Source organism: Labrys sp. HAY1-8F, from assembly GCF_056754975.1.
Genome location: NZ_JBPGWZ010000001.1, coordinates 1,394,781 through 1,413,458, shown reverse-complemented (window position 1 = coordinate 1,413,458; position 18,678 = coordinate 1,394,781). Strand labels below are relative to the sequence as shown.

Here is an 18,678-nt window from a genome sequence, read left to right as displayed (position 1 = left end):
CGTGGCTGAAGGTTCGCCTTCGGAACAACGGAGCCGAAAGTGGGTTCCGAAAGGAGGGCTGCTTTCACCGCCATTGCTGAGTAGATCACGCCGGGTCCGACCGGCTGGCATTCATCGAGACGGTGGGCGACTTCGCCTCCGCAACACTGGATGGAACCATTCGGCCCAACCAGAGTCCTATAGAAGGGCGCCGAAAAATCTGTGCTGTGGGCGTTGCCTGCGGCCCTGAAATGTATGAAATTTGGAGGAGCCTTCCCATGGATATCGCCATCGACAAGGTTCGTGCCCTCATCGTCGAAGCCCGTCAGCTCGACGTCAAAGACGGTGACAATGATCCGCAATCGGGTTCCGACGCACTGGACGACCGCAACGTTGACGCGCTTTCGGACAGCAACCCTGAGGAAGCCAGTGAGCATGAATTTCGAGGCCTGATCGCCGGCCTGAATGTCGATGAACGCGCCGATCTTCTCACGCTTCTTTATATCGGACGCGGCGATTTCAGCGCCAGCGAATGGAATGCTGCGCGCAGCTTGGCGCTCGAGCGGGATGCGGCTTCTCTTCACCTGGGAAATTATCTGGTTGCTACCCCCAATCTGCCGGATTTGCTCGGCGAAGGCTTGGCGGCGATCGGAGTCGGGCTCGATGACGAGAGTCTGGGATCGGCAGAGGCAGCGTCAAAGGACGGCGTCGAGATTCATCGCCTCAAGCGTTCGGATCGCTGAAAGCCGTCGCGCCGGTGGCCTCGTCGCACAGGTTTTTAGCGCGGCTTTCGATACCCGCCTTGTCGTTAGCGAACCTATTCGCCCGTCCATCCTGCCGGATTTCTCCCGGATTCGTTGTAAAGCTGGGATTGCAGTCCTTCAGGCGCCTGGGAGCAACTGGGCAGTTTCGCCCCATAGGCGGCGAACGATATCGTTACCGACTCTTGCACAGGCCTAGATCGCGACAATCTTCGACGAGTCCCGGGGAACGTCATTCTACCAGAGCAGTTTGAACAGATACTCGGGTGGAGAATGCTGATGGGCACCGAAGACCTCGAGGTGGAACTCGTAAAAATCAGCTGGGTATGCTTCGTCTGCAGAAGGTTGGTTTTTGCCACTCCCATTGACGGGACCGATGAACTGGAGATGGCCGTTCCGGGCTCGTGTTGTCACCCTGCCAAATGCTTTGAGGTCGCCGAAGCGATGATATTGGCCCCGGCTGTCGCCTCAGATGAATATCCCCGCCAGTGAGAACGCCAATTTACTTTTATTGCACCGGCATCGAGGAGGTTCACGAGGAAGTTGGCGAGGGGATGGGCGCACCAGAGCGCAACCTCGCTCTTGTTGATCTTTCGATGAGGCGCAGGCACGCAAGTTGCCGGTTTCGAGGCGAGCCTGAAGGATACCCGAACAATCTGGCGCATCGTCTGGCCTCGGGGAACCTGACGATGCCCCGCCGATCGCATGAATTTTTCCGCGTCGATAACCAGATTATGACCGGTTTCAGAGCCTCGTGTTTAGCCATCGCGTTCGGACGGCACACTCGTTGGCAGATCGACAACGAGATAAAGCCTTTGTTTGGTCAAGGCGGTCGCACGATGATTTTCACCGTGCCGGACGTGCTGGGGCATTGTGACGAAAGGGGCTCCAGGCGTACGTCACAACTTCTCTCATTAGTTCCGACCTTTACGTACGACGGTTTTTATCTATGACCGTTATGTGACAATTCTGCAGCCGGATTCGAAGCATGCTCAGTTGGTTCAAGAAGCTCCTGCCGCGCGAGGACAAGTTCTTCCACTTGTTCGAGCGTCATTCGAAGACAGTGGTCGGCGCGGCCGAAGCGATGAAGGCGATGCTGGCGGGCAAGGGCGATATCGAGAAGCACTGCAACCGCATCGTTGAACTCGAAGACGAGGCGGACGAAATCACCCGAGAGGTGCTGCTTGCAACCCGCCGCAGCTTCATAACGCCGTTCGATCGCGGCGACATCAAGGATCTGATCCAGTCCATGGATGATGCGATCGACATGCTCAACAAGACAGTGAAGACCATCCGGCGTTTCGAACAACGCACATTCGAGCCTGGCATGCGGGAAATGGGTGTGCTGATCGCCGAGGCTGCGCATCTGGTCGCCGAGGCGATACCGCTGCTCACGCAGATCGGGCCGAATTCGGCGAGGCTCAGTGCACTCGCCGAAGAGGTTACGCGGGTTGAGGGCAAATCGGACGAGCTCTACGAAGAGGGGCTGAAGAACCTTTTCCGCATCAATGGCACCAACAATGCCATGGCCTATCTCATCGGCAGCGAAATCTATGGCGAACTGGAGAAGGTCGTCGACCGCTTCGAAGACGTTGCCAACGAGATCAGCGGCATCGTCATCGAGAACGTCTGATGGAAACAGCTCTCGCCTTGCCGCTCCTGGTCGGACTCATCGTCGTCGGGCTCATTTTCGATTTTCTCAACGGTCTGCACGATGCGGCCAATTCGATCGCCACCATCGTTTCGACGCGTGTGCTCAGGCCGCATTATGCCGTATTCTGGGCGGCATTCTTCAATTTCATCGCCTTCCTTTTCTTCGGCCTGCACGTGGCCGAGACGCTTGGTACCGGCATCGTCGACCCCGCCATCGTGTCGCCGGCGGTGATTTTTGCGGCCCTGTTGGGCGCGATTGTGTGGAACGTGCTCACTTGGCTGCTTGGCATTCCGTCGAGCTCCTCGCACGCACTCGTGGGCGGCCTGGTGGGCGCAGGTCTGGCCAAGACGGGCGGAAACGCCATCGTATTTTCAGGCCTCGCGAAGACGGTCTCGGCCATTTTCCTCTCGCCGGCGATCGGCTTTTTTCTGGCGTTGCTGCTGATCCTGGTCGTGTCTTGGATCTTCGTTCGCCAAACGCCTTTCGCCGTCGACCGTACCTGCCGCATTCTGCAATTCGTCTCCGCCTCGCTCTATTCGCTGGGGCACGGTGGCAATGATGCGCAGAAGACGATGGGCATCATCGCGGTGCTGCTGTTTTCGCAAGGCTATCTCGGCTCGAGCTTCTACGTGCCGTTCTGGGTCGTATTGTCCTGCCAGGCGGCAATGGCACTCGGTACGTTGGCCGGCGGGTGGCGGATCGTGCATACGATGGGATCGAAGATCACGCGGCTCAATCCAATGCAGGGGTTCTGCGCGGAGACAGGGGGTGCCTTGACCCTTTTCGGTGCGACCTGGCTGGGCATTCCGGTCTCGACCACGCATACGATCACCGGCGCCATCGTTGGTGTTGGCGCCGCTCGGCGGGTTTCGGCCGTCCGCTGGGGGCTGGCGAGCAACATTGTCGTCGCCTGGGTCGTGACGCTCCCGGCCGCGGCTATCGTTTCGGCGTTGGTTTACTTTCTCTCTGCTTGGATTAGCTAGGGCATGTGCCGTCCCGCACAGGTCGGAGCAATGTCAGCGCAGGCCCTGCTTGTCGACGAGAATGCGATGGATCTCGATCCGTTTGGGCAATTCGATGAGAAATTCAGCATTCCGATCGAGATGGTGAACCTTTGTCGGTTCTCCTTTTGTGAAGGCGGTCATCGCGTTCATGCTGGCCCGGTAGGATATGGTGGTGAACCAAGTCTCCCTCTCTCCATCCTCCCGGAATAGCTGCACCTGTAGGTGTCCGGGCCGCCGACCGGTATGACCGCGACGATACGAGCCGGTCGTCTTTGTCGTAGCGCCTCGATTGTTGCGTGGATCATCGATCCTGTGGCAGGAGGCGCCTGGCCCCGTGATAGTGCTGCTCGCGACGCTTGAGTGCTGTTTGCTCCTTGGCCGCGACATTATCGATGACGGATGACGGGACTGCCAGCTTGCTGGCGATTTCGCCACGCGCACATTGGCAGTTGCGATTGCGCCCATCGCGAGTTCGTCGCAGCGGGAACCCGGAGTTTGCGCGCAACGGAAGCGTCAAGCGCACCGCATATCCAATGCTGGTGAGCTTTTGTTCGCTGCCTATCGTCGAGTCCCACTGGCGAGCCTCGAACGTCCTTTCCGGGCGTACGATCTGTGGAGCGGGAGTATCCTTGCTACCCTGTCTGAGTATGGGCGCCACCGGCACGCGAGATGCTGCTTAATGCCTCACCCGCGGCCCCATCGCCGGTCGTTACTGCAACGTCACCCAGTGAAAGGATGCCGACGAGCTGCTTATTGCGATCGACCACGGGTAGGCGTCGCACCTGAATGTCGCCCATATTGCGGGTCACTTCGTCGATCTCCTGATCGGCGAAACAATACTTCACGTCCTTGGTCATCACCTCGCGTACGCTCGTATCAGGCCCCTTCCCATGGGCTACCGCACGCACTGCAATATCTCGATCAGTGATCATCCCGACCAGGCGATTGTTCTCACCGACCGGTAGCGCGCCGGCATCGAGTTTGGCCATCAACTGGGCGGCTTGAGCGATAGTTTCTCCGGCATTGGCCACGCGCACATCGCGCGTCATTGCATGACTCACCTGCATGGCGATCTCCTTTGCTGGAATTTCGAAAACGGCGCAGCGATGGAGCTCGTTCTCTCACCGCCGCCTTTCCGTAGGCCGCTCGTTCCGAACGAGCCAGTGCTGTAATTGTTCCGCGCGGCGGTCCTTCCTGAAACGAGGCATCGCGAGAGCCGGGCCGTCGGCCTATCTCCAGTCGCGAAGCTCCATCGGTGCGCCGGGCCGAGGCGCCAAACGCCGCTCGCGCTCTTTTCGCTCGAACCGATTGCCCGGGAGAAGCCGAATGAGGTGCAGGGTCCAGTTTTGTGAAAGAGCCCTGGTCGGTCAGTTTCGGCGCCCTGCACAGAAATTTCAATGCCACGGAGCAGAAACAAGGAACGAAATGCCTTCGCCGGTGTTCGGACGCCGAGCCATTCCGAACTATCTCGTTCTGGAGGATTTCCGATGTGCGGGTACTGGCTTGGTGGCGCGCCCGTTGATCCTCTCGCCGCTCCTCAGACGGGCGATCGATCAACTCCCAATTGCCCAGGCCGCTCCAGGAATGGCCGGCTCGTTCCGGCCGGTGCAGGCAGGATTCATTCAGTCTCGACGAATGCGGATGCAACGCTTGCCGCCGAGCGATCGGTGTTGGTGCGCGAAGTCGTGGTCTTCGACCTCTACGGGTATTCTTCAGAACGCGCGTGCACCTGGGTGGAAGAAAAACGTGGGCTGGTCGAGCGACATTCCATGCCCAAGCCGTAAGGGCAGGCATGACAGCAGGGTCAAGGAGGGCGAAGGTCTCCAGCGCTTCTCCTTGGCGGTTCCGGTGTGAAGCATCGCTGCTTCCGCTATTACGAAGCCAATGGAGGTTTCCATGCTGCATCAAAGTCTGGACGAACTCCGGCTCAAGGCCGACATCGTCCCGCTTCAATCCGCGCCCCGGGTGCTGACGCGCGCCGAACGCCGGGAACGCTGGGCCCAAATCTTGGACAGGCATGACGTTCCGCTTATACCTTTCCAACGCATCGAAACCTATTCGAAAACGGCCCGCTGCAGCTTGCGGGTGGACCATGGTCCCGTCGCCCTTGCCTATGACGACCCGGTTCTGCGCGCCGATGGCCTGGCTGGCGACAGGTTAGGCGATGCGTGTACCTATTTTGAACTTAGTCCGGGATTGGCCCATCGTCTGCTGTGCGATTGCCATTATCGCGGCACGATGACCGGACCGAAGGTCGCAGCCAAATTGCGTGCTGCGGAGCATGGCGGCATCTTCCGGCACGTACTGAACTGGGTTTTCCACCGGTAACCCGAGATCGGACGACAGCGAGGCCGGCAAATGCGAGGCCTGGAAACAAGGCCGCCTCCGGGGATGTCCAGGGGGCTGCCTTCTGCTGAAATCGATCATAGTCCTGCTCGAGTTTCGAGCTCCATCAGCGTTGAATTTTTGGGCGTGCGACGGCCACGGGCTGCAGCGCCAACATTCGTATGAGTGCCCTCCAGCTCCACAAGCGAGCGCTCAACCGAGGCGCTCTCGTCACCGGCCGGCATATTCGGCCATAACGAAAGCCATGTAAAAGGAAACGGCATGAAGAAAGCGATATGCGCCGCCGTGGCGGTTTCGTTGTTCGCCATGAACAGTTCGCTCGCCATGACGGTGACGGCAAATCAGTCTTCGCCCGAACGGAACGCTGCTCCGCATAGCGAGGCGCTCCCAAATGATGCTGCACCCGATAGCCAGGTGCCCGGCAATGTCCCTGCCCGGATCACCCAGGTGCAGGTCGTCAACATCAACCAATTGCCGCCGCCTATCCGCAAGGGGGTGGATGAGAAGATCGCCTCGACCAGTCCCGACGATATGCGCCAGTTGCGCCAGAGTATCGATCAGACCCCTGAACTATCCCAATCCCTCAAGGAATATGGTGCAACTTCCACCCAGGTCGTGGCCGTCAATCTCGATAGTGATGGAGTGTTGACGTTGATCGTGTCTGCCTGATCATCGTCGTTGCCCATGGGTGAAATCCCGTCAACATACGGAAGATCATGATGGCCGAAGCTGAAATCCGCGACTTCACCCCACCGTCCCTTGCCCATCTGCAAGCGATGGACGAAATCTCGCACGATCATCTGCTGGCCGATATCGCCGCTGTCATTGGTTCGCTCCATATCGTCTTCGGCGAGATTGACCGATAATCCCGAGTCTTTTGAGATTTCTCGAAGGCATTGCTTCTCAAGCAAATGAAGTCCCGGCCGAAGGTCGGGCTTCTTGTCGCAAACGATGCTTTGTTGGCATAGACATGCCCTATGGTGGTTGGGCCATCGTTCTCACGAGCGTCCCTACAATAAGTTCATATCAGGTGCAGTTTTTCTGCTTTGGTCTTGCCGGTCTTACGATCATGCAGGAGTTCATATGTGATCTTTTGACCCTCGAACAAGGTTTGGATCCCAGCATCCTCAAAAGCCCTGACGTGGACGAAGGCATCCCGTGTTCCGTCGTCGGGTGTGATGAAGCCATAGCCCTTCTGGGCATCGAGCCACTTAACCGTTCCGGTGCTCATGCCGAGCTCCTCCCGTGTTCATCGTCAGCACATGATCGTGCATGACAGTCCGTTTGTCGGCTGCAGGCGTCGAAGGCGGTAATCGGCACCATGCCGGCTACGTGTGCCTAAATCAGCCGAATTGGAACACGGGCTTTTTCGGGCGGCGACACGCACAAGGGACAAGGAGCAACGCGAGGAGCGGCTTTTTGTTCCAGGAAAGAATTGCGTGGAACGCAAGAATTGACGAGGGAGTCAACTATGGACCTAAGAAATACTTACTGAAATTTCATGTTGAAATCAATGATAAACAAATAATTATGCTAGGTTTGTTGTTGTATGATATAATAACTGCAGTATCGGCCGATCCCAAACTTGTTGAGGGCAGGAATATTTCTGGAAAAGTCGAGGATCATTCATTCAGCATCTAAGCGTACAAAATTATCAGAGCGCGCCCGGGAAAAATCCTTCAGTTGGGGCCATATAATCTGGTTTGGATTGATTTCATCTGCTCTAGCGCTGCCCTCCAGTAATCCGGCTGCATAGATCGATCAGTTCCCGATCTTTGAGGTTCGCCTCACGGCACATCAGAATGGCCCCCGAGTGATGTGGGATCATTGACGCGATGAACTGACGATCGCTGATGAGCGCCTGGCTGCGGGTTCCTGCAAACGCCGCGGCCAACAAAACGGCCAGACCGACATAAAGGGCCATGTTCAGTCGCATGTTCCTGTACATGCTCGCCATGGTCGCCAGCGAGCCACCATTGTCAGCGCCATGTAGGCGGTGTTGAGGTTGTTACGAAAATCGCTCCAGCCATCGATCATCGAGAACATGGCGAAATACATGACGGCCAGGCTGAGCACAATGTTGACGGCAAACATGAAATAATGATGTGCGTCCGGGTGCGATTTCGAGTGTTGGTCATGCTCCTTCATGGCACACCTTTGTTTTTCGTTGCTCGCTGACAGTTCCGACGTCGAGGAAGTGCGGAATGCAAAGAACAAACTGCGCTGGACTATGGAAAGCCAATCCAAAGGCTGACATGCTCAGGGAGCGCGATCGGTCAATGCTCTTGCGCCTTCTCGCTCGGCGCAGTGCGCGCAGCAGTAGATCATATCGCCCTGCTCGACGCCGTGTCCGATTATGCGGACTTGGCAATGAGGACAGATAGGAGCGAGTTTCTGAATCGCGCATTCGAAGCTATCGAACGTATACGTCCGTTCTCCTAAATATACCTAGAAACACTTGGCGTAGTCGTTGCCGCATTGATCACATTTCGCCATGGATTATCTCCCTTCGATATCAACTACGCATCAGGACTTTTCATAAATTGCGAGTATCACCTGGTCGAGGTCGTGAGGCTCCATTCCAAGATCCGGGAATCCGGGGCACCCGTTATCTGCAACATTGTCGATCTGCATGAGTTCGACTTGGTTTCGTGTGAGCGGTGTCGCAGGGATGAATTCGCATAATGTCGCGATCGCGTACCATGCGAGAAACGGAATAGGGATCAGGCGTATGCGGACTCCAAGCAAACGGGCCACTTCCCGGACCAAATTGCGGTAGGTGTAGACACGTGGCCCTGCGAACTCGAATAATCGTGCGTCGGTCTTGATCTCTGTGATCGCAAGCCGTGCGACAGCTTCTGCAACATCTTCGACGAATGCTGGCTGGAGACAGGTATCGCCGCCTCCGAAGAGCGGAAAAGCGGGAAGTGAGCGCATCATCCTCGTGATCGCCATCAGGAATGCATCATCTTTTCCCACCATCACCGCAGGGCGGACGACGATCGCACCAGGAAATTCGGCGTTGACCGCTTCTTCACCTCGTCCTCGCGCCCCGATATAGGCGGACTTGGAGCACGGGTCTGAGCCGATGCCCGATATTTGGATGTATCGCTCGGCGCCTGCTTCTCTTGCCGCCCTTGCCAATTGGGATGCCGCGACAACATGCACGCGCTCGAATGTTGCATGCCTATGTTCGGAATAAAGACTGACTGCGTTGATGACGGCCCGGGTTCCAGAAACGGCCGTGGCGACCTGCGCCTGGTCACATATGTCCGCTTCGACCTCGGCAAGAGATCCGCCGGCACGGGCTTCTTCCTCGCCCGCGCGCTTGTGGTGGCGGGAGGCCGAGCGAACGGCAATGCCGCAGTTCAAGAGGTGCTTGACGATCCTGCGCCCAAGAAAGCCTGAGCCTCCGAACACGGTGACGCTGCCCGCAGGGATTCGAGTGTCTGATGCTGATCGCGCGGCTACCATCCCCCCAAACATCGCTGCAAGACAAATGTTCGCTCGCAAGTGCGAGCGTTGCCATGCCGCCGCGATCCGCTCTGCCTGATGAGGCCAATAGGATCCATATAGGGCGCTTTCGTTCGGCAGTCCTCACGCGTCAAATGTGTCGGCAAGGTAGGGAACAACCATTGGTCGCCGTGCTTTGGGAGGGTGCGAACCTCAATACCAGAGCAATAGAGGTATCCGATGAGAACCAGATTGTTTGTAACGGTCGCCGCTGCAGCGTTTACCGCTGCACTGGCTACCGGCACTGGCTTCGCGCAGGATGAAATCTTGCCCAAACGCCAACAACCGCAACAGGCCCCGGCGATGCAACAGGAGCCCGCCAACAAAATGGAGGCACCTGGCAAAAAACCGAGGCAGTCCGAGCAGGAACCGACCGCCGAGCAGCCGCGCAAGAAACCCGCCGTCCAAACTGGAGATCCTGCTGCGAATCCCGCCGGCGATGCGGATCAGGCGAAACCCGCAGAGCGCAAACAGACCGATAGGACAAAATGCTCGGCCGAGGACGCCAATTGCACGCCTTCAAAATCTCAAAAGACCGGCGATGAGCAGCCTTCAAAGAAGCTGAAGCCCGAGAAAAACCTCGATCAGGCGCAACCTGAAAAACAGCCTATGCGCCAGAAAAAGCGTCCCGCTGACGAGAGCACTCCACAGCCGGCCGACCAGTCCAAGCCGCAAGGAAAACAGCCACTGCAAGATAATGCGCGACCCGTGACGCCCGAGACGAAACCAAACCAGCAGACGGGAGAGACCCAGCCAGGCAGCACGGATGTCGATGTAACCGGGAACCTCAATGTTCCCAAGGAAAAAGCAGGCCGAGTGCGTGACATGCTGTTCCGCTCGAGCGAACGCAGCAATGCCGACATCGATGTCAATATCGATGTCGGTCGAGCCCTGCCCGCTCGAGTGCGGCCAAGGCCGCTGCCGCCTGATATTGTTGAAATCGTCCCGGAATATCGCAACTATGACTATGTTGTCGTCCGCGATGAGATCGTCATCGTGGAGCCGCGTTCACGCAAGGTGGTCGAAGTCATTCGTAAAGGCGGAGGGGCCACTCACGCCCGCGCCGCCAGCAAGATCAGGCTGACGGCCGAGCAGCGTCGGATCATCCGCGACTATGCCCGGGAACGTCATGCGGCCAAGGTGGAACGCAGTTTCGACGCCCAGTCGGGCGTAAGCGTGCCAGCCGACGTTGAACTGGTGCCAATGCCGGATGCCGTGATTACCGAGGTGCCCGACGTCAGGAGCTATGATTTCTTCGTCGACCAGAATGACGACGTGGTGCTGGTCGATCCCGGCAGCCGCGCCGTGGTCGAGGTGATCCAGTAGGGTCGTGCTTGACTTGGAAAGCAGGAGGGATGTCCCATCCTGTACTCATAACGAGAAGGCGTGCAGCGGGCTCGTCGGATACCGCTGCATGCCGTCATCTCGATCATCCCTGGGCATGGTGCCGTAGACGTCGAGCGTCTCAACGCCGCGGGTGGGGCTTTCTATTCGCTGCCATCGGCTGCCTCACGTTGCACAAGCGGCAAAGGCTTTTCCAAGCGCCACTGTCGCGCAGCCGTCCATGCCAGCGTTTCATGAAACGGACCAAGTACCTCAGCGATGCCGAACAATACCGACAAGAAAAACCCGCGAGGAAATCTGCATCAGGTTGGTGCGCTGCCGGTGCGCGTCAGCAATGGCCGGCTTCAGGTGTGTCTAATTACCACTCGTGAGACAAGACGCTGGGTCATTCCCAAAGGCTGGCCAATGAAGGGGCAAAAGATTTCATAGCTGCAAAGCTTGAAGCTGAAGAAGAGGCAGGCCTCATCGGTAGGATAGAAAGGCTGCCGGTGGGAAGCTTTGTATACTGGAAGCGACAGCTGGAAGGCTTCGATCGGATCACGGTCTTTGTATATCTGCTGCGGGTACACTCCAGGTTGCAGACCTGGAAGGAAATGGGGCAAAGGCAGGTCCGCTGGGTGTTGCTCACTGATGCATGCCTCCTGGTCGAAGAGCCGGGCCTAGCTATGTTGCTGCAGGGCATGGAGCGTCAGCAATCGTCCTTCGGACTGTCACTCGAAGCGGCTTAACAAATAGAAGTTTCCTAGAATCTTGCCCGGGTATGGTCCTCAAACGATCCAGCTTCGTGACCGGGCGCAACAAGGGGCGTGAAGTTTTTGTCGTTCGGGCAAGTCGAAAGGAGACGCCAGATTGGATCGGCCTCGGCTCGGGACGTCTGTGACTGGCATCTGCTCAGGCTGAAAGGTCGATCAGCGCAATACCCAGATCCGCATGTCTGCGACGGCGCAGATTGATTGAAGTCTCGACGAGAGTCACCTCGAGGGTGGGATGTACGATACCGTCCAGAAAATGTCCGCCACGCGTGGTGCCATCCGACAGGCCGAGAACGGCATGGATATGCAAACTCGGCTTGCCGCCTTCCCCTTCGGCAAGATCGCCTAGAAGGCTCAGGACCTCGCACTGCTGGTCAACCGCAATCCTGCGGTAGGTGCGGTCGCCGAAGTCGAACCAGCCGACCGTTGCCCGGCTGAAGGCGCCGATCGCCGTCAGTGATGCACCACTAATATTCTCGCGCCTAGCGAAATCGGTAATCGTCGCAAAAGCCTCTTCACCGTCCTCTAGAACCAGGACGAAAGTCGTTTGCGTGGTGCCACTCGAGAGTTTTTTTGATTTCATCAAGACCTCTCCCGGGCTTTAGCCCGCCCTCGATCGAGCTTCGGCTGTATTGCTGCCACCCATCCTTTCTCCGAAGGGTGAGTGGCAGCACCGGATGCGAGCCCGGCCTCATCGATCATCTGCCGGCCATGTCAGCTCTCGTGGTCGAAACGTGCTTTGCGCGAATGGTGCGCATTACTTCTTCCATCGCCCTTCATATTTGAATGGCGGGGCGGCCTTGAGTTGGTCCTTGGAGGCCTCCATCTTGGCGGACCATTTCTTGTCGCTGTCGGAATAGTTGACCTTCACGCTTGCAGGCGACACGACGACGTAGTGCTCGCCGATACCCAGGAAACCACCGACAGAAACCACATAGCCAGTGAGTTGCCCGTCGGAAATCACCAGATTCTTGATCTCGCCGATTTCTTCGTCCGCCGCATTGTAGATGTTCAGCCCTATCACGTTGCTGCTGAGCACGTCCGTCGGCTTTGCGGTGACGAAAGTCTGCGTCGTCGTCGTTGTCGCTGTTTGCGAAAGCGCCGGCGTTGCCAGCAAAGGGATGATGGTAGCTGCCATCAGCAATCTGCGCATCGGTATCTCCTCGCGATGTGTTTTCAAGGAGCCTTCCGAACCTCGGGGTGCCCGAGAAGTTCCGTTGCGTATGGTGCTGGCGTGGTGGTTTTTTCCTGCCCCCCATTTGCTGCCAACCTCGGAGCTCCGGGAATCGTTCATTCCACATTGCCTGCAATGTCGACAGTCACCAGAATACTTCATAGGCCAACCAGCAAAGCCACTCGGGGTCTCAGACGACAATCCCAAAGCCGAGCGGTAAAACCGTCATCGGATCGAGTAATTGCCACATGCCTATGACGCTCCCTCGTCTCTGGGGTTATTGCGGCGCTGCGCAAGGGTTGATTGAAAGTTGCAGGCCTTGCGGTTGGGAAGCAGGCCTTGCCATCCCGGTACGGCCGGTATCCCGGGGAACCGGAGATGCCGAGCCGAGGCGTTGAGAAGCGTCCTCCGCCCCCATAGAGGGAATGTGATATCTCGGGAACGCTGCGGCCCGGCCGGATTGCCCAGGGGACGGAAGGCATCGGCCGGGTCGCTAGGTCAGCGATTTTCCGCGCCGCTGGCCACGAAGGCGTCGGACCCTTCGTGCCTGCCTAACCGGCGTTGTCCCGTCCAGTTCCACCCTAATCGGCATAATTCTCTGGTTTGATCAGGCAGCCCGAAATTGCTGGCCTGACATGCAAATCGCAGCCTGAGGAACCAATGACATTGAGAGCAGTTTGGGGGCCTCCAACGCCCGCTGAGGCTGACCGATCGACGTGTCCGCTTGATTACTCCGGTGGGATGGAGGGCCTGAACCAGGATGTTTCGTCGCCGCCTTTCTGAAGGCGCACGCAAGGAGGAGTTTTTCATGACTATCGAGAGCAGGGAATATGCCAACCTCATCGGCAGCGACAAGGTTGAAGGCACGGCCGTTTACGGCGCCGACGGAGAAAAAATCGGCTCGATCGAGCGTGTCATGATCGACAAGAAGACAGGGCAAGTCTCCTACGCCGTGTTGGGGTTTGGAGGTTTCCTCGGCATGGGAACCGATCACTATCCGCTCTCTTGGAATACGTTGACCTACAACACCGATCTCGGCGGCTATCAGACGAATTTGTCAGAGGACCAACTCAAAGGCGGTCCGAAATACAGTTCCGACAGTGACTGGGATTGGGACAACCCAGATCGCCCCAGGGCAGTGGATGCGTATTATGGCACCCTCTGGGGCGCCAACCCCCTCGACCCGAGGCTGGACCAGCGCCCATAGCACTCTTGCAGGCCAGGGAAGCCGGAACACCGGTGCCGGCTTCCCCCTGCCCAATGTCGAGGCGGACAGCTTGTTCTCCTGCCGCCCTTGAGGAAGAGGCAACGAGCCGTCGAGCAGGCTGGCGTGGAAGAAAAAGGCTCGCGGGTAGTTCCGCCAAGCCTTGGTGACGATTGCGGCAGAAATCTCATGGCACGGCAGGCGTCCGTTGACGGACGGCTGGGTGAGAGCGAACTCTCGGAGATACCAGCATGGCTAAGAAGGCCAAAAACGGGACAGCGAAGATCCACGAGCAATTGCTGCAGCGCGGCAACGGTGGCGAGTTGCACCAAATTGCGGAGGGCGGTACGGACCGTCTGACAACGGCCCAGGGAGGTCCGGTCGCGGATGACCAGAACAGCCTCAGGGGCGGCGAGCGCGGTCCGACCCTTCTCGAGGACTTCCATTTCCGGGAGAAGATCTTCCATTTTGATCACGAACGCATTCCGGAGCGTGTCGTCCATGCACGTGGGTATGGGGCGCACGGCTATTTCGAGACCTACAAGTCCCTCTCGAAGTATACGCGTGCCGACCTGTTCCAGCGGGCTGGCGAGAAGACGCCGGCTTTTGTCCGGTTCTCGACGGTCGCCGGCTCGAAGGGCTCGTTCGACTTGGCTCGTGATGTCCGCGGCTTCGCGGTGAAGATTTATACCAAGGAGGGAAACTGGGATCTCGTTGGCAACAACATTCCGGTCTTCTTTATCCAGGACGCTATCAAATTTCCGGATATCATTCACGCGGTGAAGCCGGAGCCAGACCGCGCCTTTCCGCAGGCCCAGTCGGCGCATGACAATTTTTGGGATTTCATCTCGCTGACGCCAGAATCCATGCACATGATCATGTGGGTGATGTCCGATCGGGCGATCCCGCGATCATTCCGCTTCATGGAAGGCTTCGGCGTTCACACCTTCCGCTTTCTCGATGCCGAAGACAAATCCACTTTCGTCAAATTCCTCTGGAAGCCGAAACTCGGCCTGCAATCTGTCGTCTGGAACGAGGCAGTGAAGATCAATGGCGCCGATCCAGACTTTCACCGGCGCGATCTCTGGGACGCGATCTCGTCCGGGAACTACCCCGAATGGGAACTCTGCGTGCAGCTCTTCGATCAGGCATTCGCGGATAGCTTCGACTTCGATGTGCTGGATCCGACCAAGCTCATACCGGAGGAAATCATCAAGCCCATGCCGGTGGGAAGACTGGTACTGGATCGGATGCCGGACAATTTCTTCGCCGAAACCGAGCAGGTCGCGTTCATGACGCAGAATGTGCCGCCGGGGATCGACTTTTCGAACGATCCCTTGCTGCAAGGCCGCAACTTTTCCTATCTCGATACCCAGCTCAAGAGGCTGGGAAGTCCGAATTTTACCCATATCCCGATTAACGCCCCGAAATGTCCGTTCGCACATTTCCAGCAGGACGGGCATATGGCCATGCGCAATCCGGTCGGCCGCGCCAATTATGAGCCGAACTCCTGGGGGCAGGGGCCGCGAGAAGATCCCATCCGTGGCTTCCGTTCCTTCCGCGAGGCCATAGATGCGCCGAAGGTCCGCCTGCGAGCCGAGAGCTTTGCCGATCACTATAGCCAGGCACGGCAATTCTACATCAGTCAAACGGCTCCCGAGCAGAAGCACATCGCAATGGCGCTGACCTTCGAGTTGAGCAAGTGCGAAAATCCGCTCATCCGCGAGCGGGTCATCTCGCATCTGCTGAATATCGACGAAAAGCTCGGCGCGAAGGTCTCGGGCAAGCTTGGAATTACCAAAATGCCCAAGCCGGCCGATGCGGCTGTCGTGCCGCGACGGGATCTCCCGCCGTCGCCGGCGCTCAGCATCGTCCGGAACGGATCCGCAAGCTTTGCCGGCCGCAAGGTTGGCGTTCTCGTGGGCAATGGCTCAGACGCAGCAATGCTCGAGACGTTGCGGGCCGCCCTCGGAAAGGAGGGCGCGGTTCTGGAGGTGGTTGCTCCCAAGGTGGGCGGCGTAAAGGCCAGGGACGGTAGCCTCATTCCGGCAAAACACATGATCGATGGCGGCCCCTCCGTCCTTTTCGATGCCGTGGCTCTGCTGTTGTCGGACGAAGCGGCAGAAGCATTGACAGCCGAGGCGGCCGCTCGAGATTTCGTGGCGGATGCGTTTGCACACTGCAAGTTCATCGGTTTCAGCAATGGCGCCGAGGCCCTGTTGCTCAAATCCGGTGTCGCTCTCGATGCTGACGAAGGCCTCGTTTATCTCACCGATGCGGGCTCGATCGCCCGTTTCGTAAAGGCTTGCCGTCAGCTACGCCTTTGGGCACGCGAAGCAAGCGTCAAGCTCTGAAAGAGTGCGACCGGATGGCTGCGCAGGGTCTCGTTCATGGGCCGCTTGGGCCCAACTGCCTTCACCTTTGCGTCGACATGCAACGTCTGTTCGGACCGGGTTATCCATGGGCAGTGCCCTGGCTCGGGAAGGTGGCGCCGGTGATAGAGATTCTTTGTGCGTACCACGCGGCTCAAACGATCTTCACCAGGTTCATACCGGCTGCCCGGGCCGGAGAGGGGAGGGGAAGTTGGGAGCGCTACTATCGCCGCTGGGCATGTGTCACCCTGGATGAAATCGGCCGCGACGCTGTCCGGCTGGTCGCCCCGCTGGAGCGGTTCGTGCCTCCCGGGCGGGTTTTGGACAAGACGGTCTATTCGCCTTGGACAGAGGGACATCTCGACCGTCTTTTGACGGGCACTGGCACCGAGACCATCGTCATCTCAGGCGGGGAGACGGACGTATGTGTTTTGGCGACGGTCCTCGGGGCGATCGACCGAGACTATCGCGTCGTGCTCGCGATAGATGCTCTCTGCAGCTCCTCGGATGAGACGCATGACGCTCTCATGCGGCTCTATCTCACACGGTTTTCGGAACAGATCGAGGTTTCGAGCAGCGAGGAAATTCTGGAAAAGTGGCGGTGACTAGACCAGAACTGCGCAAACACTGGCGGGGCATCGTCCCGGTTTGAATCGAAAACGATATTCTCCTCAGGGTTGAAATTCATCGGCGGCATGACTATCTTCCGTTCGGAAAGCGGTGTGATCGAGTTAGCGTGATTTGATCCGCATATGACCTTTCGCCCTTTCAAATATCCGCCTTTGGCCTGCAGGGAACTTACCCCAATGGGGCTGCGTTCAACGTCGGACGCTATGCGCTCCCTACCGTTCATTTCAGCGGAACGGGCCGGTAGAGAGCCCTCTGCCAGGGGCGCGTAGATCAGGGCATCGCCTTCACCTTGAAGCAGCCCGACGGGAAATCATGAAGAACATCATCAATCGACATTCAATGGCGGGGGAGCAACCCCGCTGTATCAAGAATACAACTGCTCCGGTTCTCCCAAAAACAAAGAAAGCCCGGCAACCGGAGCCCTGCGGCCTTAGTCGCGAGGAATTGCGCAAAATCGTTGCCGACCAGCTCGGTTGATCAACTCAGGACGGCGTCATCTAGTGACCCAGGACTTCGATGAACACGAACTATAATTTTATAAATGGGATATCCGGAAATCGATCCCAGCGAATGGCGCTCTCCGGCGGCGCAAAGCACAAGACCTCCCGCAATGCGCGCGAGAACTATGAATCTTATCTAATGTGTGGAATGCGCACAGGAATTTCCATCAGCGTGAGCCCCGAGGATCGCCGCCGGCTAGAGGCGATCGTCTCGGACCGCCAGGGCGCAGAAGCATGTCTGGCGGGCGCGGATCGTGCTTCTCACCGCGGACGGCGCCGGCACGAACGCCATCATGCGGGCGGCAGGCGTCTCCAAGACGGCCGTATGGCGCTGGCAGGAGCGCTTCATGGCCGAGGGCGTGGATGGCCTCCTACGTGACAAGACGCGGCCGCCCGGCCGCGCCCCTATTGGGTCTGGTCGGGTCGCCGAAGTGGTGCGCCTGACCCAGAGCAACCCGCCGCACGAGGCGACCCACTGGACGGCACGGGCCATGGCGAAGGCCAGCGGTCTCGCCGTCTCGACGGTGCAGGAGATCTGGAAGGCGCACGGGCTGGTGCCGCATCGCTGGCGCGCCTTCAAGCTCTCGAACGATCCCGCCTTCGTCGCCAAGCTGCATGACGTGGTCGGGCTCTATGTCGATCCCCCCGCCCATGCGGTGGTGCTGTCGGTCGACGAGAAGAGCCAGATCCAGGCGCTCGACCGCACCCAGCCAGGCTTGCCGATGAAGCCGGGACGCGCCGGCACCATGACCCACGACTATGTCCGCCACTGCACGACGACGCTGTTCGCGATGCGCCCCCTCATCGTTGTCTTCGTCCTTGCCGCCCTCTGCATCCTGTCCTTCGCTTGGTGGCGAATGTCCTGAGCGTAAGCCCGGTATCGCCGCCGGCTTGCTCAAGCCGAACGCATCATTCGGTTCCTGCGGAAACAGCGGCAAGCGGGTCCTTTCACCCGGTGCTGGTGCATGCCGGCAAGCAGGCGCTTGATAACAACGGTGGAAACACAATCGCGCCTAGGAGGTTAGGAGAAGCCGAGCCGGTGGGCAGGAACCCGCCGGCTATTGAGGAGGCTGGGGCATGACGACTTGTGTACCGGGCCGATGCCGACGGGTTCTCATCTACGCGCCGGACAAATGCGACTTCACCATGCACCACGAGCGCATGAGCCGGGTGGTGCTGGCTCACCAGCTCGCGCGGCTGGAAGGATTTGAGTTCGGTGGTCACTGGAGCCAGGAACAGGGCCAGCAAAGCTCTTATTTCCTGCCCGCCAAAGCCCTCAGGCCCGGCGAAGCCCCTGCGCCTGGGCCCAATGCTCGATGGCTTTTCCGATCGGGCGGCCTGCTGCCTCCCAAATCTGATAGGCGCGCTTCTGAATGCGTTCGTCGCGTGGTTTCTGCATCGCTTAGCCAACTCCTGATGAAGCCAGTACCTAACACTGGCGTGAG

The 18,678-nt window shown here is 58.4% G+C and carries 18 protein-coding genes and 3 pseudogenes; 12 read left to right on the top strand and 9 right to left on the bottom strand.

Annotated features, from left to right (window positions below):
- Positions 1-122: 122 nt before the first annotated feature.
- From ACR9ZN_RS06435 to ACR9ZN_RS06420, 4 genes are all read left to right on the top strand, one after another.
- The gene (locus ACR9ZN_RS06435; RefSeq protein WP_481271667.1) at positions 123-722 is read left to right on the top strand and encodes a DUF3775 domain-containing protein; all 600 of its coding nucleotides are present in this window, start codon (positions 123-125) and stop codon (positions 720-722) included.
- A 297-nt stretch (positions 723-1,019) separates the two neighbouring features.
- The gene (locus ACR9ZN_RS06430; protein ID WP_481271666.1) at positions 1,020-1,232 is read left to right on the top strand and encodes a hypothetical protein; all 213 of its coding nucleotides are present in this window, start codon (positions 1,020-1,022) and stop codon (positions 1,230-1,232) included.
- 496 nt (positions 1,233-1,728) lie between these two features.
- Positions 1,729-2,373, top strand: coding sequence for a DUF47 family protein (locus ACR9ZN_RS06425; protein WP_481271665.1), 645 nt, complete (start codon positions 1,729-1,731; stop codon positions 2,371-2,373).
- A complete protein-coding gene (locus ACR9ZN_RS06420; RefSeq protein ID WP_481271664.1) occupies positions 2,373-3,377 on the top strand; it encodes an inorganic phosphate transporter in 1,005 nt (334 codons plus the stop codon). Before ACR9ZN_RS06425 ends, ACR9ZN_RS06420 begins: the two co-directional genes overlap by 1 nt.
- 33 nt (positions 3,378-3,410) lie before the next feature.
- On the opposite strand, the pseudogene ACR9ZN_RS06415 reads toward ACR9ZN_RS06420, so the two are convergent.
- A pseudogene (locus ACR9ZN_RS06415) lies at positions 3,411-3,620 on the bottom strand (hypothetical protein); the annotation flags it as partial.
- 410 nt (positions 3,621-4,030) lie between these two features.
- Positions 4,031-4,465 (bottom strand): CBS domain-containing protein, encoded by a 435-nt coding sequence (locus ACR9ZN_RS06410; RefSeq protein ID WP_481271663.1) that lies wholly within the window; start codon positions 4,463-4,465, stop codon positions 4,031-4,033.
- 829 nt (positions 4,466-5,294) lie between these two features.
- On the opposite strand from ACR9ZN_RS06410, the gene ACR9ZN_RS06405 reads away from it, so the two are divergent.
- From ACR9ZN_RS06405 to ACR9ZN_RS06395, 3 genes and pseudogenes are all read left to right on the top strand, one after another.
- The gene (locus ACR9ZN_RS06405) at positions 5,295-5,726 is read left to right on the top strand and encodes a hypothetical protein (protein ID WP_481271662.1); all 432 of its coding nucleotides are present in this window, start codon (positions 5,295-5,297) and stop codon (positions 5,724-5,726) included.
- Between the two features lie 279 nt (positions 5,727-6,005).
- Positions 6,006-6,413, top strand: a complete 408-nt coding sequence (locus ACR9ZN_RS06400) for a hypothetical protein (RefSeq protein WP_481271661.1) — start codon at positions 6,006-6,008, stop codon at positions 6,411-6,413.
- Between the two features lie 83 nt (positions 6,414-6,496).
- Positions 6,497-6,610: pseudogene (locus ACR9ZN_RS06395) on the top strand (NADH-quinone oxidoreductase subunit D-related protein); the annotation flags it as partial.
- 155 nt (positions 6,611-6,765) lie between these two features.
- Here the strand turns inward: ACR9ZN_RS06395 and ACR9ZN_RS06390 are convergent.
- From ACR9ZN_RS06390 to ACR9ZN_RS06375, 4 genes are all read right to left on the bottom strand, one after another.
- Positions 6,766-6,975: a cold-shock protein gene (locus tag ACR9ZN_RS06390; RefSeq protein WP_481271660.1), complete on the bottom strand. Its 210-nt coding sequence runs from the start codon at positions 6,973-6,975 to the stop codon at positions 6,766-6,768.
- A 492-nt stretch (positions 6,976-7,467) separates the two neighbouring features.
- On the bottom strand, positions 7,468-7,668 hold the full coding sequence (locus ACR9ZN_RS06385) for a DUF305 domain-containing protein (RefSeq protein WP_481271659.1): 201 nt from the start codon (positions 7,666-7,668) through the stop codon (positions 7,468-7,470).
- Between the two features lie 2 nt (positions 7,669-7,670).
- Entirely contained in the window at positions 7,671-7,892 is a 222-nt protein-coding gene (locus tag ACR9ZN_RS06380) for a hypothetical protein (protein ID WP_481271658.1), read from the bottom strand.
- A 378-nt stretch (positions 7,893-8,270) separates the two neighbouring features.
- Positions 8,271-9,164 (bottom strand): complex I NDUFA9 subunit family protein, encoded by an 894-nt coding sequence (locus ACR9ZN_RS06375; protein ID WP_481271657.1) that lies wholly within the window; start codon positions 9,162-9,164, stop codon positions 8,271-8,273.
- Between the two features lie 273 nt (positions 9,165-9,437).
- Between ACR9ZN_RS06375 and ACR9ZN_RS06370 the strand changes: the two genes are divergently transcribed.
- The gene (locus tag ACR9ZN_RS06370; RefSeq protein ID WP_481271656.1) at positions 9,438-10,583 is read left to right on the top strand and encodes a DUF1236 domain-containing protein; all 1,146 of its coding nucleotides are present in this window, start codon (positions 9,438-9,440) and stop codon (positions 10,581-10,583) included.
- A gap of 909 nt (positions 10,584-11,492) precedes the next feature.
- On the opposite strand, the gene ACR9ZN_RS06365 is transcribed toward ACR9ZN_RS06370, so the two are convergent.
- Positions 11,493-11,936 carry a PPC domain-containing DNA-binding protein gene (locus ACR9ZN_RS06365; protein ID WP_481271655.1) on the bottom strand — a complete coding sequence of 148 codons (444 nt, stop codon included), beginning with the start codon at positions 11,934-11,936 and terminating at the stop codon, positions 11,493-11,495.
- A gap of 174 nt (positions 11,937-12,110) precedes the next feature.
- On the bottom strand, positions 12,111-12,506 hold the full coding sequence (locus tag ACR9ZN_RS06360) for a PRC-barrel domain-containing protein (protein WP_481271654.1): 396 nt from the start codon (positions 12,504-12,506) through the stop codon (positions 12,111-12,113).
- A gap of 829 nt (positions 12,507-13,335) precedes the next feature.
- On the opposite strand from ACR9ZN_RS06360, the gene ACR9ZN_RS06355 reads away from it, so the two are divergent.
- The 4 genes and pseudogenes from ACR9ZN_RS06355 to ACR9ZN_RS06340 form a co-directional block, all read left to right on the top strand.
- The gene (locus ACR9ZN_RS06355) at positions 13,336-13,734 is read left to right on the top strand and encodes a PRC-barrel domain-containing protein (RefSeq protein ID WP_481271653.1); all 399 of its coding nucleotides are present in this window, start codon (positions 13,336-13,338) and stop codon (positions 13,732-13,734) included.
- A gap of 248 nt (positions 13,735-13,982) precedes the next feature.
- On the top strand, positions 13,983-16,085 hold the full coding sequence (gene katE, locus ACR9ZN_RS06350; RefSeq protein ID WP_481271652.1) for a catalase: 2,103 nt from the start codon (positions 13,983-13,985) through the stop codon (positions 16,083-16,085).
- 14 nt (positions 16,086-16,099) lie between these two features.
- Positions 16,100-16,708 (top strand): cysteine hydrolase family protein, encoded by a 609-nt coding sequence (locus ACR9ZN_RS06345; RefSeq protein ID WP_481271651.1) that lies wholly within the window; start codon positions 16,100-16,102, stop codon positions 16,706-16,708.
- A 673-nt stretch (positions 16,709-17,381) separates the two neighbouring features.
- A pseudogene (locus ACR9ZN_RS06340) lies at positions 17,382-18,024 on the top strand (IS630 family transposase); the annotation flags it as partial.
- Between the two features lie 485 nt (positions 18,025-18,509).
- On the opposite strand, the gene ACR9ZN_RS06335 reads toward ACR9ZN_RS06340, so the two are convergent.
- Positions 18,510-18,632 carry a DUF2934 domain-containing protein gene (locus ACR9ZN_RS06335; protein ID WP_481271650.1) on the bottom strand — a complete coding sequence of 41 codons (123 nt, stop codon included), beginning with the start codon at positions 18,630-18,632 and terminating at the stop codon, positions 18,510-18,512.
- Between the last annotated feature and the right edge of the window lie 46 nt (positions 18,633-18,678).

Coding starts and splice junctions, on each gene's coding strand:
- katE (WP_481271652.1), top strand. CDS start 13,983: ATGGCTAAGAAGGCCAAAAACGGGACAGCGAAGATCCACGAGCAATTG.
- ACR9ZN_RS06420 (WP_481271664.1), top strand. CDS start 2,373: ATGGAAACAGCTCTCGCCTTGCCGCTCCTGGTCGGACTCATCGTCGTC.
- ACR9ZN_RS06425 (WP_481271665.1), top strand. CDS start 1,729: ATGCTCAGTTGGTTCAAGAAGCTCCTGCCGCGCGAGGACAAGTTCTTC.
- ACR9ZN_RS06385 (WP_481271659.1), bottom strand. CDS start 7,668: ATGGCCCTTTATGTCGGTCTGGCCGTTTTGTTGGCCGCGGCGTTTGCA.
- ACR9ZN_RS06400 (WP_481271661.1), top strand. CDS start 6,006: ATGAAGAAAGCGATATGCGCCGCCGTGGCGGTTTCGTTGTTCGCCATG.
- ACR9ZN_RS06355 (WP_481271653.1), top strand. CDS start 13,336: ATGACTATCGAGAGCAGGGAATATGCCAACCTCATCGGCAGCGACAAG.
- ACR9ZN_RS06410 (WP_481271663.1), bottom strand. CDS start 4,465: ATGCAGGTGAGTCATGCAATGACGCGCGATGTGCGCGTGGCCAATGCC.
- ACR9ZN_RS06335 (WP_481271650.1), bottom strand. CDS start 18,632: ATGCAGAAACCACGCGACGAACGCATTCAGAAGCGCGCCTATCAGATT.
- ACR9ZN_RS06405 (WP_481271662.1), top strand. CDS start 5,295: ATGCTGCATCAAAGTCTGGACGAACTCCGGCTCAAGGCCGACATCGTC.
- ACR9ZN_RS06430 (WP_481271666.1), top strand. CDS start 1,020: ATGGGCACCGAAGACCTCGAGGTGGAACTCGTAAAAATCAGCTGGGTA.
- ACR9ZN_RS06365 (WP_481271655.1), bottom strand. CDS start 11,936: ATGAAATCAAAAAAACTCTCGAGTGGCACCACGCAAACGACTTTCGTC.
- ACR9ZN_RS06345 (WP_481271651.1), top strand. CDS start 16,100: ATGGCTGCGCAGGGTCTCGTTCATGGGCCGCTTGGGCCCAACTGCCTT.
- ACR9ZN_RS06360 (WP_481271654.1), bottom strand. CDS start 12,506: ATGCGCAGATTGCTGATGGCAGCTACCATCATCCCTTTGCTGGCAACG.
- ACR9ZN_RS06390 (WP_481271660.1), bottom strand. CDS start 6,975: ATGAGCACCGGAACGGTTAAGTGGCTCGATGCCCAGAAGGGCTATGGC.
- ACR9ZN_RS06380 (WP_481271658.1), bottom strand. CDS start 7,892: ATGAAGGAGCATGACCAACACTCGAAATCGCACCCGGACGCACATCAT.
- ACR9ZN_RS06370 (WP_481271656.1), top strand. CDS start 9,438: ATGAGAACCAGATTGTTTGTAACGGTCGCCGCTGCAGCGTTTACCGCT.